12 protein-coding genes, 1 tRNA gene and 1 pseudogene are annotated in these 16,372 nt (G+C 64.1%); all 14 read right to left on the reverse strand.

Annotated features, from left to right (window positions below; all coding sequences use genetic code 11):
- Positions 1 to 127 (reverse strand): GTP-binding protein (locus tag EER27_RS16645; protein ID WP_229730253.1); only part of this gene is annotated, 127 nt, incomplete at its 3' end.
- 70 nt (positions 128 to 197) lie between these two features.
- A pseudogene (fusA, locus tag EER27_RS16650) lies at positions 198 to 2,314 on the reverse strand (elongation factor G).
- A gap of 137 nt (positions 2,315 to 2,451) precedes the next feature.
- Positions 2,452 to 2,919 carry a 30S ribosomal protein S7 gene (rpsG, locus tag EER27_RS16655; RefSeq protein WP_123089273.1) on the reverse strand — a complete coding sequence of 156 codons (468 nt, stop codon included), beginning with the start codon at positions 2,917 to 2,919 and terminating at the stop codon, positions 2,452 to 2,454.
- Between the two features lie 56 nt (positions 2,920 to 2,975).
- The gene (gene rpsL / locus EER27_RS16660; RefSeq protein WP_123089274.1) at positions 2,976 to 3,350 is read right to left on the reverse strand and encodes a 30S ribosomal protein S12; all 375 of its coding nucleotides are present in this window, start codon (positions 3,348 to 3,350) and stop codon (positions 2,976 to 2,978) included.
- Positions 3,351 to 3,664: 314 nt separating this feature from the next.
- Entirely contained in the window at positions 3,665 to 7,894 is a 4,230-nt protein-coding gene (rpoC, locus tag EER27_RS16665; protein ID WP_123089275.1) for a DNA-directed RNA polymerase subunit beta', read from the reverse strand.
- 95 nt (positions 7,895 to 7,989) lie between these two features.
- Positions 7,990 to 12,141, reverse strand: a complete 4,152-nt coding sequence (rpoB, locus tag EER27_RS16670) for a DNA-directed RNA polymerase subunit beta (protein WP_123089276.1) — start codon at positions 12,139 to 12,141, stop codon at positions 7,990 to 7,992.
- Positions 12,142 to 12,397: 256 nt separating this feature from the next.
- Positions 12,398 to 12,766, reverse strand: coding sequence for a 50S ribosomal protein L7/L12 (gene rplL / locus EER27_RS16675; protein WP_123089277.1), 369 nt, complete (start codon positions 12,764 to 12,766; stop codon positions 12,398 to 12,400).
- A 67-nt stretch (positions 12,767 to 12,833) separates the two neighbouring features.
- Positions 12,834 to 13,358, reverse strand: a complete 525-nt coding sequence (gene rplJ, locus EER27_RS16680) for a 50S ribosomal protein L10 (RefSeq protein WP_123089278.1) — start codon at positions 13,356 to 13,358, stop codon at positions 12,834 to 12,836.
- Positions 13,359 to 13,710: 352 nt separating this feature from the next.
- Positions 13,711 to 14,409 carry a 50S ribosomal protein L1 gene (gene rplA, locus EER27_RS16685; protein WP_123089279.1) on the reverse strand — a complete coding sequence of 233 codons (699 nt, stop codon included), beginning with the start codon at positions 14,407 to 14,409 and terminating at the stop codon, positions 13,711 to 13,713.
- A 2-nt stretch (positions 14,410 to 14,411) separates the two neighbouring features.
- The gene (gene rplK / locus EER27_RS16690; RefSeq protein WP_123089280.1) at positions 14,412 to 14,840 is read right to left on the reverse strand and encodes a 50S ribosomal protein L11; all 429 of its coding nucleotides are present in this window, start codon (positions 14,838 to 14,840) and stop codon (positions 14,412 to 14,414) included.
- Between the two features lie 187 nt (positions 14,841 to 15,027).
- A complete protein-coding gene (gene nusG / locus EER27_RS16695; RefSeq protein ID WP_123089281.1) occupies positions 15,028 to 15,630 on the reverse strand; it encodes a transcription termination/antitermination protein NusG in 603 nt (200 codons plus the stop codon).
- Between the two features lie 4 nt (positions 15,631 to 15,634).
- Positions 15,635 to 16,012, reverse strand: coding sequence for a preprotein translocase subunit SecE (gene secE / locus EER27_RS16700; RefSeq protein WP_123089282.1), 378 nt, complete (start codon positions 16,010 to 16,012; stop codon positions 15,635 to 15,637).
- Between the two features lie 42 nt (positions 16,013 to 16,054).
- Positions 16,055 to 16,130, reverse strand: a tRNA-Trp gene (locus tag EER27_RS16705).
- A gap of 121 nt (positions 16,131 to 16,251) precedes the next feature.
- Positions 16,252 to 16,372 (reverse strand): EF-Tu C-terminal domain-related protein (locus tag EER27_RS16710; RefSeq protein WP_484502470.1); only part of this gene is annotated, 121 nt, incomplete at its 5' end.

Here is a 16,372-nt window from a genome sequence, read left to right on the forward strand (position 1 = left end):
CGCCACCGAAACGCTCGGCGCCCACCTTCGTCAGTGCCGCGGTCAGCGTGGTCTTGCCGTGATCGACGTGGCCGATGGTGCCCACGTTCACATGCGGCTTGGTGCGCTCAAACTTACCCTTAGCCATGATTGTCTCTCTTTAAAATTTGCGTATTGATTGCTGGAACATGGGCCGGCCACGCCGGCCCACTGATAGATCAGGACTTCTTGATCACTGCGTCGGCGATGTTGTTCGGCGCTTCGGCGTAGTGGTCGAATTCCATCGTGAAGGTGGCGCGGCCCTGCGTCAGCGAGCGGATCGTGGTCGCATAGCCGAACATCTCACCCAGCGGCACCATCGCGTTGATGGTCTTGCCCGACGGGGTGTCGTCCTGACCCTGCAACAGACCGCGACGGCGGCTCAGGTCGCCCATGACGTCACCGACGTACTCTTCCGGCGTCACCACCTCGACCTTCATCATCGGCTCCAGCAGGACCGGATCGGCCTTGCGGAAGCCTTCCTTGAAGGCCATCGACGACGCGAGCTTGAAGGCCATTTCGGACGAGTCGACGTCGTGGTACGAACCGAAGACGAGCTTGACCTTGACGCCGACCACCGGGAAGCCAGCCAGCGGACCGCTGGTGATGGTTTCGCGCAGACCCTTCTCGATCGCCGGGATGAATTCCTTCGGAATCACACCGCCAGTAATCGCATTGTCGAACAGGAAATCGTTCTCGACATCCGGGTTGGCACGATCCTTCTCGTTCATCGGCGACAGCTCGATCACGACGTGACCGTACTGACCCTTACCACCGGACTGCTTGGCGTGCTTGTAGTCCGACTTGACGTCCGACTTGCGGATGGTCTCGCGGTACGCAACCTGCGGCTTGCCGACGTTGGCTTCGACGTTGAACTCGCGCTTCATGCGGTCAACGAGGATTTCCAGGTGCAGCTCGCCCATGCCGGCGATGATGGTCTGGCCGGACTCTTCGTCGGTACGAACGCGGAACGACGGATCTTCCTGGGCCAGACGGCCGAGGGCGATGCCCATCTTTTCCTGGTCCGACTTGGTCTTCGGCTCGACCGCCATCGAGATGACGGGCTCCGGGAACACCATGCGCTCGAGGGTGATGATGTGGTCCTGCGCGCACAGCGTGTCGCCGGTGGTCACGTCCTTCAGGCCGACCGCAGCGGCGATGTCGCCAGCGCGGACTTCCTTGATCTCTTCGCGGTTGTTGGAGTGCATCTGCAGGATGCGACCCACGCGCTCCTTCTTCGACTTCACCGGGTTGTAGACCTGGTCGCCGGAGTTGAGCGTGCCCGAGTAGACGCGGAAGAAGGTCAGCGAACCCACGAACGGGTCCGTCATGATCTTGAACGCCAGCGCAGAGAACGGCTCGGTGTCCGAGGCCTTGCGGAAGTCTTCCTTCTCGTCCTCGTCGACGCCGTTGACCGGCGGACGATCCGTGGGCGACGGCAGCAGCTGGATCACGCCGTCGAGCATGGCCTGCACGCCCTTGTTCTTGAACGCGGTGCCGCAGTAGACCGGGATCACCTCGACCTTCAGGGTGCGCTCGCGCAGACCGTTCAGGATTTCGCTCTCCGACAGGTCGCCGTCGTTGAGGTACTTATCCATGAGGTCTTCGCTGGCTTCGGCCGCGGCCTCAACCATGAACGCACGGGCTTCGGTCGCCTTGTCGGCGAGCTCGGCCGGGATCTCGCGGTACTCGAACGAGGTGCCCTGCGAGGCGGTATCCCAGTGGATCGCCTTCATCTTGACCAGGTCGATCACGCCCTCGAAGCCGTCCTCGGCACCGATCGGCACCTGCATCGGCACCGGATAGGCACCCAGACGGGCCTTCAGCTGCGAAACGACGTTGTCGAAGTTCGCGCCGGTGCGGTCCATCTTGTTGACGAAGGCCAGACGCGGCACCGAGTACTTGTTGGCCTGACGCCAGACTGTCTCGGACTGCGGCTGCACGCCACCGACGGCGCAGAGCACGAACACCGCACCGTCGAGCACGCGCAGCGAACGCTCGACTTCGATGGTGAAGTCAACGTGGCCCGGGGTGTCGATGATGTTGAAGCGGTGCTCCGGCAGGGACTTGTCCATGCCCTTCCAGAACGCCGTCGTCGCAGCGGACGTGATGGTGATGCCGCGCTCCTGCTCCTGCTCCATCCAGTCCATCGTCGCGGCGCCGTCATGCACCTCGCCGATCTTGTGGCTGACACCGGTGTAGAACAGGATGCGTTCGGACGTGGTGGTTTTGCCGGCATCGATGTGGCCATGATGCCGAAGTTGCGGTAACGCTCGATGGGAGTGGTGCGAGCCACGGGACCCTCTCGTAATTTTGGGAATTCCAAATGGCCGGATGCCGCCTCGTGGGCGGCCTCCGGTTCGCAGGGCGGCGATTTCGCCGCCGCGGCAGCACAGGATGTGCTGCTGGAGCCCCGCGGACGGGGCCCTCAGGTCACCAGCGGTAGTGCGCGAACGCCTTGTTCGCTTCCGCCATACGGTGCGTTTCTTCGCGCTTCTTGATCGCGCCACCGCGGCTTTCCGAAGCATCGATCAGCTCGGCAGCCAGCTTACGCGGCATGGTGTTCTCGCCGCGCTTGCGCGCCGACTCGATCAACCAGCGCATTGCCAGCGCCATGCGACGCGACGAACGGACTTCGACCGGCACCTGGTACGTGGCACCGCCGACGCGGCGCGACTTGACCTCGACCGCCGGGGACACGTTACCGAGCGCCTTTTCGACGAGCTCGAGCGCGTTCGGGTTCTTTTCCCCGATCACGTCCATTGCGCCGTAGACGATCTTCTCAGCGACCGACTTCTTGCCGCTCTGCATGACCATATTGATGAAACGCGCGATCGTCTCGCTCCCGTGCTTCGGGTCAGGCAGGACGGAACGCTGCGGAGTGGAACCTTTACGCGACATGGTGCGTACCTATTCTGTGATTCTTGTACGGCGACCGCCCAGGCGGCCAGCCGGCCTTAGGACTTCGGACGCTTCGCGCCGTACTTGGAACGGCTCTGGCGACGCTTGGCGACACCGGCGGCGTCGAGCGAGCCACGCACGGTGTGGTAGCGCACGCCCGGAAGGTCCTTGACGCGACCGCCACGGATCAGAACGACCGAGTGTTCCTGAAGGTTGTGGCCTTCACCACCGATGTACGAGATGACCTCGTAACCGTTGGTCAGGCGAACCTTGGCCACCTTGCGGAGCGCCGAGTTCGGCTTCTTCGGGGTGGTGGTGTACACGCGGGTGCAAACGCCACGACGCTGCGGGCAGTTGTCGAGCGCCGGAGAGGGGCTCTTGTAGGTCGGGGCCTGCCGCGGCTTGCGGACCAGCTGATTGATCGTCGCCATCTAAAGCTCTTCGATTAGCGGCCCGCCCTCTCAAGGGAGCGCAAGGCCTCTGCGGGAAAACGAACGGCAGGCCATTGCATCCGGCCAACCAAGACGGAAAAGTATAGCTCGCGTCAGACGCTGCCGTCAACGCGAGCCATGCACGAACACCGGAGGCGCTGCGCATGTGCGCAACGACCCGGTCGATTCGATTGATCCCGCCCTTCCTGGGCCCAACACGAGGCGCTCCATGCGCCTCATTTGGTGATCTGGGGCGGCCTTGAGGGCCGCCCTGGTATTACGTAGCAGCGGATTGTAACCCAACCTGCCGGCAATTACGACGCGTTGGATTCCTCGCCCGCATCGGCCGGCTCGGCAACCTCGACCACGGCCACGGCGGCCGCCGGGGCGGACAACGTCGCCATTTCCGACTCGGTCAGGCCCGAGGCGTTCTTGCGGCGCTGGGTGTGGTACGCCAGGCCGGTACCGGCCGGGATCAGGCGGCCGACGATCACGTTCTCCTTGAGGCCGCGCAGGCCATCACGGGTGCCGCGAACGGCAGCCTCGGTCAGCACGCGGGTGGTCTCCTGGAACGAGGCCGCCGAGATGAACGACTCGGTGGCCAGCGAGGCCTTGGTGATACCCAGCAGCACGGGCTCGTACTTGGCAAGGATCTCGTTGCGCGAGGTGAGCTTGGCGTTTTCTTCCACGAAACGCTGGCGCTCGACCTGCTCACCGTGCAGGAACTTGCTGTCGCCCTGGTCGGTGATCTCAACCTTGCGCAGCATCTGGCGAACGATCACCTCGATGTGCTTGTCGTTGATCTTCACGCCCTGCAGGCGGTAGACGTCCTGAATTTCCTTGGTCAGGTACACGGCCAGCGGCTCGACACCGAGCAGACGCAGGATGTCCTGCGGCGTCGGCTCGCCGTCCACCACGGTTTCGCCCTTCTCGACGTGCTCGCCTTCGAACACGATGATCTGGCGGTACTTCGGGATGAGCTCTTCGTGCTCGTTGCCCTCGGTGTCCTTGATGATCAGGCGCTGCTTGCCCTTGGTGTCCTTGCCGAACGAGACGATACCCGAACGCTCGGCCAGCACGGCCGGGTCCTTGGGCTTGCGCGCCTCGAACAGGTCGGCCACGCGCGGCAGACCACCGGTGATGTCGCGGGTCTTGGACGCTTCCTGCGGGATCTTGGCGACCACGTCACCAACGCCCACCGGCGCACCATCCTGCAGGTTGACGATCGAGCGCGGCGGCAGCATGTACTGGGCCGGCAGGTCCGTACCCGGGATCGACAGGTCCTTGCCGGACTTGTCGACGATGCGCACGACCGGGCGCAGGTCCTTGCCCTGGGTGCCGCGACGCTTCGGATCGGTGATCTCGCGCGACGCCAGACCGGTCAGGTCGTCGGTCTTCTCGATCACCGTCACGCCGTCGATGAAGTCGACGAAACGGATGAAGCCCGCGACTTCCGACACGATCGGGTGGTTATGCGGGTCCCAGTTGGCGACCTGCTGGCCAGCCTTGAGCTCGCTGCCATCCTTGACGGTGATGGTGGCGCCGTAGGGCAGCTTGTAACGCTCGCGCTCGCGACCGTGGTTGTCGAGCACCGACAACTCGCCCGAACGCGACACCGCGACCAGGTGGCCGTTGGCGTGCGCGACGTGCTTGAGGTTGTTGAACTTGATCGAACCGGTGGTCTTGACGGTGACGTTGTCGATGGCCGCTGCTCGCGATGCCGCACCACCGATGTGGAACGTACGCATCGTCAGCTGGGTACCCGGCTCACCGATCGACTGGGCGGCAACGACGCCGACCGCTTCACCGTGGTTGACCAGGTGGCCGCGGCCAAGGTCACGACCGTAGCAGTGCGAGCACACACCGAACGAGGATTCGCAGGTGATGGTCGAACGAACCTTGATCGACTGGACGCCGGCGTCTTCCAGGCGCGCAACCCACTGCTCGTCGAGCAGGGTGTTGCGGGTGACGATGGGATCCTCGTCGTTGCCCGGCAGGAACACGTCTTCGGCCACGACGCGACCCAGGACGCGGTCGCGCAGCGGCTCGACCACGTCGCCGCCTTCGACGATCGGGGTCATCATCAGGCCCTCGACCGTGCCGCAATCGGTTTCGGTGATCACCACGTCCTGCGCCACGTCGACGAGACGACGGGTCAGGTAACCGGAGTTCGCGGTCTTCAGCGCGGTATCCGCCAGGCCCTTACGGGCACCGTGGGTCGAGATGAAGTACTGCAGAACGTTCAGGCCTTCGCGGAAGTTCGCGGTGATGGGCGTCTCGATGATCGAGCCGTCCGGCTTGGCCATCAGGCCGCGCATACCGGCCAGCTGACGGATCTGCGCCTGCGAACCACGGGCGCCGGAGTCGGCCATGATGTAGATCGAGTTCATCGACTTCTGGTCGACGGTCTCGCCCTTCGCGTTCAGCACCTTCTCGGTACCGATCGCGTCCATCATCGCCTTCGCGACGCGTTCGTTGGTGCGCGACCAGATGTCGACGACCTTGTTGTAGCGCTCGCCGGCGGTGACCAGACCCGACTGGTACTGCTCCTGGATTTCCAGGACCTCGGTCTCGGCCTCGGCCAGGATGTCCTTCTTCTCGCCCGGGATCAGCATGTCGTCGATGCCGATCGAGACGCCGGCACGGGTCGCGTAGGCGAAGCCGGTGTACATCAGCTTGTCGGCGAACACGACCGTGTCCTTCAGACCCAGCATGCGGTAGCAGGAGTTGATCAGGCGGCTGATGTTCTTCTTGGTCAGCTCGACGTTGGCCAGCGCGAACGGCAGGCCGTCCGGCAGGATCTCGCGCAGCAGTGCGCGGCCGACCGTCGTGTCGACGATCGACGTCTTGCTTTCGCGGCTGCCGTCTTCGTTGGCGACGATCTCGCTGATGCGCACCTTGCACTTGGCGTGCAGCTGCACGACGCGGTTGTCGTACGCGCGCTTCACTTCGGCGACGTTCGCGAACGCCATGCCTTCGCCGGCCTTGTTCTCCAGGGCGCGGGTCATGTAGTACAGACCAAGCACGACGTCCTGCGACGGCACGATGATCGGCTCGCCGTTGGCCGGCGACAGGATGTTGTTGGACGCCATCATCAATGCGCGCGCTTCCAGCTGGGCCTCGAGGCTCAGCGGGACGTGCACGGCCATCTGGTCACCGTCGAAGTCGGCGTTGAATGCCGTACACACGAGCGGATGCAGCTGGATCGCCTTGCCTTCGATCAGCACCGGCTCGAACGCCTGGATGCCGAGACGGTGCAGGGTCGGTGCGCGGTTCAACAGCACCGGGTGTTCGCGAATCACCTCTTCGAGGATGTCCCACACCTCGGCCTCTTCGCGCTCGACCAGCTTCTTGGCGGCCTTGATCGTCGTGGCCAGGCCACGGCGCTGCAGCTTGGCGAAGATGAAGGGCTTGAACAGCTCAAGCGCCATCTTCTTCGGCAGGCCGCACTGGTGCAGCTTGAGGTACGGGCCCACCACGATGACCGAACGGCCGGAGTAGTCGACGCGCTTGCCGAGCAGGTTCTGGCGGAAGCGACCCTGCTTGCCCTTGATCATGTCGGCCAGCGACTTGAGCGGGCGCTTGTTGGTGCCGGTGATGGCGCGGCCACGACGGCCGTTGTCCATCAGCGCGTCAACCGACTCCTGCAGCATGCGCTTCTCGTTGCGCACGATGATGTCGGGCGCATTGAGTTCGAGCAGGCGACGCAGGCGGTTGTTGCGGTTGATGACGCGGCGGTACAGGTCGTTGAGGTCGGAAGTCGCGAAGCGGCCGCCGTCCAGCGGAACCAGCGGACGCAGGTCCGGCGGCAGCACCGGCAGCACGGTCATGACCATCCACTCGGGACGGTTGCCCGACTCGAGGAAGGCCTCGACCAGCTTGATGCGCTTGGTGAGGCGCTTGAGCTTGGTTTCCGAACCGGTGGCGGCGATGTCTTCCTTGAGCTGGACCATCTCCGACTGCAGGTCGATGGTACGCAGCAGGTCGTAGACCGCCTCGGCGCCCATTGCGGCCTCGAAGTCGTCGCCGTGCTCCTGGCGCGCCTGCATGTACTGCTCTTCGTTGAGCAGCATGCCGCGCTCGAACGGGGTCAGGCCCGGCTCGGTCACGACGAACGCTTCGAAGTACAGGATGCGCTCGATGTCACGCAGGGTCATGTCGAGCATCAGGCCGATGCGCGACGGCAGCGACTTCAGGAACCAGATGTGCGCGACCGGCGACGCGAGGTCGATGTGGCCCATGCGCTCACGGCGCACCTTGGCCAGCGTCACTTCCGTGCCGCACTTCTCGCAGACCACGCCGCGGTGCTTCATGCGCTTGTACTTGCCGCACAGGCACTCGTAGTCCTTGATCGGTCCGAAGATGGCGGCGCAGAACAGGCCGTCACGCTCGGGCTTGAAGGTACGGTAGTTGATCGTTTCCGGCTTCTTCACTTCACCGAAGGACCACGAACGGATCAGGTCCGGGGAGGCGAGCGCGATCTTGATCGCGTCGAAGTTCAGCGCGGGACGCTGCTGGTTGAACAGGTTGAGCAGGTCTTTCATTTCTTTCTCCAATCGGAGGAATTCGTCGAAGGCTGTGGATTACCGAAACGGCGGCGGGGGAACGCGCGTGTCGCTGCGCTCCCCTGCCCCGGTCATCAGTTCTCTTCCAGCTCCATGTTGATTGCGAGCGAGCGGATTTCCTTCACCAGCACGTTGAAGGATTCCGGCATGCCGGCAACCATCTCGTACTCGCCGTCGACGATGTTCTTGTACATCTGGTTGCGGCCCTGCACGTCGTCGGACTTCACCGTCAGCATTTCCTGCAGGGTGTAGGCCGCGCCGTAGGCCTCGAGTGCCCAGACTTCCATTTCGCCGAAACGCTGGCCGCCGAACTGCGCTTTGCCGCCCAGCGGCTGCTGGGTGACGAGCGAGTACGGACCGGTCGAACGCGCGTGCATCTTGTCGTCGACCAGGTGGTTCAGCTTCAGCATGTGCATGTAGCCGACCGTGACCGGACGCTCGAACGCCTCACCCGTACGACCGTCGTGCAGCACCGTCTGGCCGCTGAGCGGCAGGTCGGCGAGTTCGAGCATCTTCTTGATCTCGGACTCGGCGGCGCCGTCGAACACCGGGGTTGCCATCGGCACGCCATCGGTCAGGTTCTGCGCGAGCGCAAGCAGTTCGGCATCGCTGAACTGCTTGAGGTCGACGCGCTGGCCGTGGAGCTTGCTGTCGTGGTTGTAGATCTCGTCGAGGAACTTGCGCAGGTCGGCGATCTTGGCCTGTGCATCGAGCATGCGCTGGATCTTCTGGCCCAGGCCCTTGGCGGCCCAGCCCAGGTGGACTTCCAGCACCTGGCCGATGTTCATACGCGACGGCACGCCGAGCGGGTTGAGCACGATGTCGACGGTCTCACCGCTGGCGGAGTACGGCATGTCCTCGACCGGAACGATCGTCGACACGACGCCCTTGTTGCCGTGGCGGCCGGCCATCTTGTCGCCCGGCTGGATGCGGCGCTTCACGGCCAGGAACACCTTGACCATCTTCAGCACGCCCGGGGCAAGGTCGTCGCCCTGGGTGATCTTGCCGCGCTTGTCGGCAAAGCGCTTCTCGAACTCGGCCTTGTGCACCTCGATCTGCTTCTGGGCGCGTTCGATCGCGTCGATCGCGTCCTCGTCCTTCATGCGCAGCGAGAACCAGTCGGACTTCTTCAGGCCGTCCAGCACCAGGCTGGTGACCGTGTCGCCCTTCTTGAGGCCGCCGCCGCCATTGGCGACCTTGCCGATCAGCTGGCTGCGCAGGCGGCCGTAGATCGCTTCCTCGAGGATGCGGAACTGGTCGTCGAAGTCCTTCTTGACGCGCTTGATCTCGGACTCTTCGATCTGCTTGGCGCGCTTGTCCTTCTCGATGCCGTCGCGGGTGAAGACCTGCACGTCGATGACCGTGCCGTCCATGCCCGGCGGCACGCGCAGCGAGCTGTCCTTAACGTCGGACGCCTTCTCGCCGAAGATCGCGCGCAGCAGCTTCTCTTCCGGGGTCAGCTGGCTCTCGCCCTTCGGCGTGACCTTGCCGACCATGATGTCGCCGGCGCGCACTTCGGCGCCGATGTACACCACGCCCGACTCGTCGAGGCGGTTCAGCGCCTGCTCGGAGACGTTCGGGATGTCGGCGGAGATTTCTTCCGGTCCCAGCTTGGTGTCGCGGGCGACGCAGGTCAGCTCTTCGATGTGGATCGTGGTGTAACGATCCTCTTCGACCACGCGCTCGGAGAGCAGGATCGAGTCTTCGAAGTTGTAGCCGTTCCACGGCATGAACGCGATCAGCATGTTCTGGCCGAGCGCAAGTTCACCGATGTCGGTCGACGGGCCGTCGGCCAGCACGTCGCCGCGAGCGACGACGTCACCGACGTTCACCAGCGGGGTCTGGTTGATACAGGTGTTCTGGTTCGAACGGGTGTACTTGATCAGGTTGTAGATGTCGACGCCGGCATCGGTGTCGCCGCTGATCTCGTCTTCGTTCGCCTTGACCACGATGCGGGCCGCGTCGATCTGCTCGATCGTGCCGCCACGCAGCGCATTCACGGTCACGCCCGAGTCGCGCGCCACGGCGCGCTCGATGCCGGTGCCGACCAGCGGCTTCTGCGCCTTCAGCGTCGGAACGGCCTGGCGCTGCATGTTGGCGCCCATCAGTGCGCGGTTCGCGTCATCGTGCTCAAGGAACGGCACGAGCGCGGCAGCGACCGACACGGTCTGCATCGGCGAGACGTCCATGAAGTGGATCTCGGACGGCGGCTTCAGCAGCGATTCGCCCTGGTAACGGCAGGCGGCGAACTGCGACGTCAGGTTGCCCTTGTCATCCTGCGGCGCGTTGGCCTGGGCGATGACGTACTCGTTTTCTTCGATCGCCGACAGGTACTCGACGTCGTCGGTGACCTTGCCGTCCACGACCTTGCGGTACGGCGTCTCGAGGAAGCCGTACTTGTTGGTGCGCGCGAACACGGCCAGCGAGTTGATCAGGCCGATGTTCGGGCCTTCCGGCGTCTCGATGGTGCAGACGCGGCCGTAGTGGGTCGGGTGAACGTCGCGGACTTCGAAGCCGGCGCGCTCGCGGGTCAGGCCGCCCGGGCCGAGGGCCGAGACGCGACGCTTGTGCGTGACTTCCGACAGCGGGTTGTTCTGGTCCATGAACTGCGACAGCTGCGAGGAGCCGAAGAACTCCTTGATCGCGGCGGCCACCGGCTTGGCGTTGATGAGTTCCTGCGGGGTCAGACCCTCGGACTCGGCCATCGACAGGCGCTCCTTCACGGCGCGCTCGACGCGGACCAGGCCGACGCGGAAGGTGTTCTCGGCCATTTCACCGACCGAACGCACGCGACGGTTGCCCAGGTGATCGATATCGTCGACCACGCCGCGACCGTTGCGGATCTCGGTCAGCACCTTGATCACATCCAGGATGTCGGAGCTGTTGCCACGCTCGGTGACCAGGCGCTTGGACTCTTCGTCCTTGCGCTCGGCGTAGTACTTGGCGTCGTACAGCACCGACGCGCCGATCGTTTCCTTGCGGCCGATGCGGCGGTTGAACTTCATGCGGCCCACGGCCGAGAGGTCGTAGCGCTCGAAGGTGAAGAACAGGTTGTGGAACAGGTTCTGCGCGGCGTCCTTGGTCGGCGGCTCGCCCGGACGCATCATCCGGTAGATCTCGACCAGCGCTTCGAGCTGCGTCTTGGACGGGTCGATGCGCAGCGTGTTGGAGATGAACGGACCGCGATCGAGGTCGTTCACCCAGATCGTGCCGATCGTGGTGATGCCGGCCTTGCGGAACTTCTCGAGGTGGTCTTCGCCCAGCTCGTCGTTGGCCGAGGCCAGCAGCTCACCGGTACGGGTGTCCATGACGTCGTGCGACAGGATGCGGCCGACCAGGTAGCTGTCCGGCACGGCCAGCGCGGCAACGCCGGCCTGCTCGAGCTGCTTGACGTGGCGCGCGGTGATGCGGCGGCCGGCCTCGACGATGACCTTGTCGCCATCGGCGAGGTCGAAGTCCAGGGTTTCGCCGCGCAGGCGCTCGGGCACCAGCTCGAGCTGGACGCCTTCCTTCGGGTCGATCTGGAAGGTGTTGACCTCGAAGAACTCGGCCAGCATCTCTTCGTTGCTGTAGCCAAGTGCACGCAACAGCACGGTCACCGGCAGCTTGCGGCGACGGTCGATACGCGTGAACAGGCCGTCCTTCGGGTCGAACTCGAAGTCCAGCCAGGAGCCGCGGTACGGAATGATGCGGGCGCTGTACAGCAGCTTGCCCGAGCTGTGGGTCTTGCCGCGGTCGTGGTCGAAGAACACGCCCGGCGAGCGGTGCAGCTGCGAGACGATGACGCGCTCGGTGCCGTTGACGATGAAGGTGCCGTTGTCGGTCATGAGCGGAATCTCGCCCATGTAGACCTCCTGCTCCTTCACGTACTTGATGGCCTTGGTCGACGACTCACGGTCGTAGATCACCAGACGCACGGTCACGCGCAGCGGCGCGCCGTAGCTCATGCCGCGCTGACGGCACTCGCGTTCGTCGAACGCCGGCTCACCGAGCTTGTAGCCCACGTACTCCAGTGCGGCATTGCCGCTGTAGCTGGAGATCGGGAACACCGATTTCAGCGCGGCGTGGAGGCCGCGGTCCTCGCGCTTGGCGGGATCGATGTTCTCTTGCAGGAACTCCCGGTAGGAGTCGACCTGGATCGCAAGCAGGAAAGGCACTTCGAGGATCGACTTGCGCTTGCCGAAGTCCTTGCGGATGCGCTTCTTTTCGGTGAACGAGTACGTCATGGTGAGCTACCGCCTCTGGTTTTCACGATGCCGCTGTGCGGCACCGGGCGGACCGCGCGTCCGCGGCCCGTGGGGGAAACAAGGAACTGTCAGTTGGAAGTCGCTGGTATTGCCGGCACCAGCACGCCATCTCCCGCTACTTCCAACTGCCAACTCGTGGCTGTTTGTCGCACTGCTTCAGGAACGGCCAAAGGCCGGGGACTTTCGTCCCCAGCCTTCAGTGGTCGCCAGTGAGATCCGGCGACGCAAGTACTGCTTACTTCACTTCGACGGTCGCACCAGCGGCCTCGAGGTCCTTCTTCATCTTTGCAGCGTCGTCCTTCGACACGGCTTCCTTCACGGTGCCGGTCGCTTCGACGAGGTCCTTCGCTTCCTTCAGGCCCAGGCCCGTGATGGCGCGGACGGCCTTAATGACTTCGACCTTCTTCTCGCCGGCAGCCTTCAGGATGACGTTGAACTCGGTCTGCTCTTCCACCGGGGCGGCAGCAGCGGCCGGACCGGCCATCATGACCGGGGCGGCGGCGGTGACGCCGAACTTCTCTTCGATGGCCTTCACCAGGTCCATCACTTCGAGGAGGGTCTTGCCGGCGACTGCGTCGACGATCTGTTCGTTGGTCAGGGACATTTGAATTACCTCTGGAAATTGATCTTACGAATCGGATTCAGGAAAGCGTTCGCTTTGACGCCAGGCGTCAAGCGGGTTCCGCCTCGGCTTCGGCGACGGCGACTTCGCCACCACCCTGCTGATCGGCGACCGCCTTGACGGCGCGGGCGAACATGCTGGCCGGCTCGGCCAGGACACGTGCCAGCATCGCGAGGGCCTGGTCGCGGGTCGGCAGCGTCGCCAACACGTCCAGGTCGGCCAGCATCTGGCCACCCATCGAGACGACCTTCGCCTGCAGCTTGTCGTTGCCCTTGGCGAATTCCTTGATCAGACGACCGGCAGCACCGGGTTCTTCCGTCGAGAACGCGTACAGCAGCGGACCGACGAGGGCGTCCTGGACGCACTCGTATTCGGTACCGGCAACGGCGCGCGAGGCCAGCGTGTTCTTGACGACTCGCAAGTACACACCGGTTTCACGAGCCTTCTTGCGCATCGCGGTCATCTGGGCGACCGTGGTGCCCGCGTACTCGGCGGCGACCAGGGAGTGAGCCTTCGAGGCCACGTCTGCCAGTTCGGCTACGACTTCTTGCTTCTGAGACAGGTTGAGAGCCATTGCACTCCTCCAATTGAACTCCGCTTACGGCTCCTGCCGCTTGCGGTCCAGGGACGGCACCGTTCCTTCGGCGCCGGGGACGTCGGCTGACATCCCGGTGGTGGCCACTCCAGAAAGATTCCAGAAGGGCAACACCATCTACGCAGGCCCTGCCCCACGAGGGGCCGGATTAAGCGATCCCGCTTCCACCGACGGCGATTCCTTGCCAGTTCGAGCTTCCATGCCCGTCGTCGGTATGCGCTGACCGCGCCTGCGGTCTTTGACGGCTATCGCGTTGGTGCCCGAGGGCTCCCGCGGCGATTGCCTTCAAAACTTGCCGCCGGCGGCGCGAACGCCGCCGGCGTGGATCGAATTACTTCAGGGTCAACGAGGACTGGTCGACGGTGACGCCGGGGCCCATGGTCGAGCTGATGGAGATCTTCTGCAGGTACTGACCCTTGGCGGTGGCCGGCTTGGCCTTGACCAGGTCGATCAGCAGCGCCTGCAGGTTGTCCTTCAGCGACGCGTCTTCGAACGACGCCTTGCCGATGGTGCAGTGGATGATGCCGGCCTTGTCGGTGCGGTAACGCACCTGGCCGCCCTTGGCGTTCTTGACCGCTTCGCCCGGGTTCGGGGACACGGTGCCGACCTTCGGGTTCGGCATCAGGCCACGCGGACCAAGCACCTGGCCGAGCTTACCGACCACGCGCATCGCATCCGGCGTCGCGATGACGACGTCGTAGTTCAGGTCGCCACCGAGCATCTTCTCGGCGAGGTCGTCCATACCGACGGCTTCGGCGCCAGCGGCCAGGGCCTCATCGGCCTTGGCACCGGCCGGGGCGAACACCGCCACGCGCACCGACTTGCCGGTACCGGCGGGCAGCACGGTCGAACCGCGCACCTGCTGGTCGGACTTCTTGGCATCGACGCCCAGACGCACGGCCACGTCGACGGACTCGACGAACTTGGCCTTGGTGGCGGTCTTGATGATCTTGATGGCTTCGTCAAACCCGTAGCTCTTCCCCGGGACAACGGCGGCCTTGATTGCCTTTTCGCGCTTCGTCATTGCCATGATCAGCCCTCCACCACCAAACCCATGCTGCGGGCGGAACCCGCAATCGTACGCACTGCCGCTTCCAGGTCGGCAGCGGTCAGATCCGCTTCCTTCGCCTTGGCGATGTCTTCCAGCTGCGCGCGCGTGACCTTGCCCACCTTGTCGGTGTTCGGGCGCTTGGAACCGGACGCGACACCGGCAGCCTTCTTGAGCAGCACGGAGGCCGGGGTGCTCTTGGTGACGAAGGTGAAGGTACGGTCGGAATAGGCGGTGATGATGACCGGCGTCGGCAGACCCGGCTCAAGCTTCGACGTCGCAGCGTTGAAGGCCTTGCAGAATTCCATGATGTTCAGGCCGCGCTGACCGAGGGCAGGACCCACGGGCGGCGACGGGTTGGCCTGGCCAGCCTTGACCTGCAGCTTGATGTAACCAACTACTTTCTTAGCCATTGCTTTGCTCCTGCGAGTAGTGACGCCTGCACGCCTTGCGGCTGCGGGGCTCCTCGCGTTGTTGGCCGGGACGAACCATTCGACCCGGCGAATCCACTAGCGCCGGAAACGCGCAAAGCCGCGAATCGCTCGCGGCTGGCGTTTCCTGCAGATCTGGCTTGGCTGATGCCCTGCCAGACCTCGGCCGTCAGGCCTTTTCGACTTGTCCAAACTCCAGCTCGACCGGGGTCGAGCGGCCGAAGATCAGCACTGCAACGCGCAGGCGGCTCTTCTCGTAATTGATTTCCTCGACCACGCCGTTGAAGTCGTTGAACGGGCCATCGATGACGCGAACCATCTCGCCGGCCTCGAACAGCACCTTCGGGCGCGGCTTCTCGACGCCTTCCTGGACCCGGTTGAGGATCGCGGCGGCTTCGTGGTCACCGATCGGCAACGGACGATCGGCGGTACCGCCGATGAAGCCCATGACCTTCGGGGTTTCCTTGATCAGGTGCCAGCTTTCGCTGTCGATGCGCGGAATGCCGTTTTCGTCGTGCGTGGCGATCTGCACGAGCACGTAGCCCGGGAAGAACTTGCGCTCGGAACGGCGCTTCTGGCCGGAGCGCATCTCGACCACTTCTTCGGTCGGTACGAGCACGTCGCCGAAGCGATCCTGCATCTCGGCGCGCACGATGCGATCGCGCAGCGCCTGCGCCACCGACTTCTCGAAGCCGCTGTAGGCATGGACCACGTACCAGCGCTTGCTGGCGTCGTGCTGGTTGTTCGATTCCGCGTTCTGCACGTCGCTCATCTCCTCAGCGCGCCAAGAGGTACTTGACGCCGAACTGGATGACCACGTCGAAGCCGGCCAGGATAAGGCTCAGTAGCGCAACAGCGATCATGACCACCCAGGTGGTGCGCATGGCTTCCTGGCGCGTCGGCCAGACCACTTTGCGTAGTTCGAAACGCGACTCGGACAGGAATTCGCGGGTTTGCGCGCCCTTGACCGTGGTCATGAACAGCGCCGCGCCCAGCACGAGGCCCGCGACGACCATCAGCGAACGAAGCTCACCGGCCAGATTGCTGAACCAGATGTAGGCGACAACACCGGCCGCAACCAGCACCAGGGCGAGTGCGAGCTTGACCAGATCACCGGCGCCGCCGGTCTTGGATTGTTCGACCTTGCTGTTCATCCGACTCGTCGCACGATGCGCTTTCGCGACCGCGTCATCAGGTGGCACGCCAGGAGGGACTCGAACCCCCAACCTGCGGTTTTGGAGACCGCTGCTCTGCCAATTGAGCTACTGGCGTATGCCGAAAAGTTGTTGTTGCGCATTTTCCTCTAAACGGCGAAGGCGGACCGCAGATTGGTCGACAATCTTCGGCCCGCCCATCGCACTCGCGACAGCCTGGGGCTGTCGCAGAGGACCGATTACTTGAGGATCTTGGCGACGACGCCGGCGCCGACGGTGCGGCCGCCTTCGCGGATCGCGAAACGCAGGCCTTCGTCCATCGCCACCGGGTTGATCAGCGACACGACCATCTTCACGTTG

Origin of the sequence: Montanilutibacter psychrotolerans (assembly GCF_003719825.1) — a bacterium.
Lineage (GTDB): Bacteria > Pseudomonadota > Gammaproteobacteria > Xanthomonadales > Xanthomonadaceae > Montanilutibacter > Montanilutibacter psychrotolerans.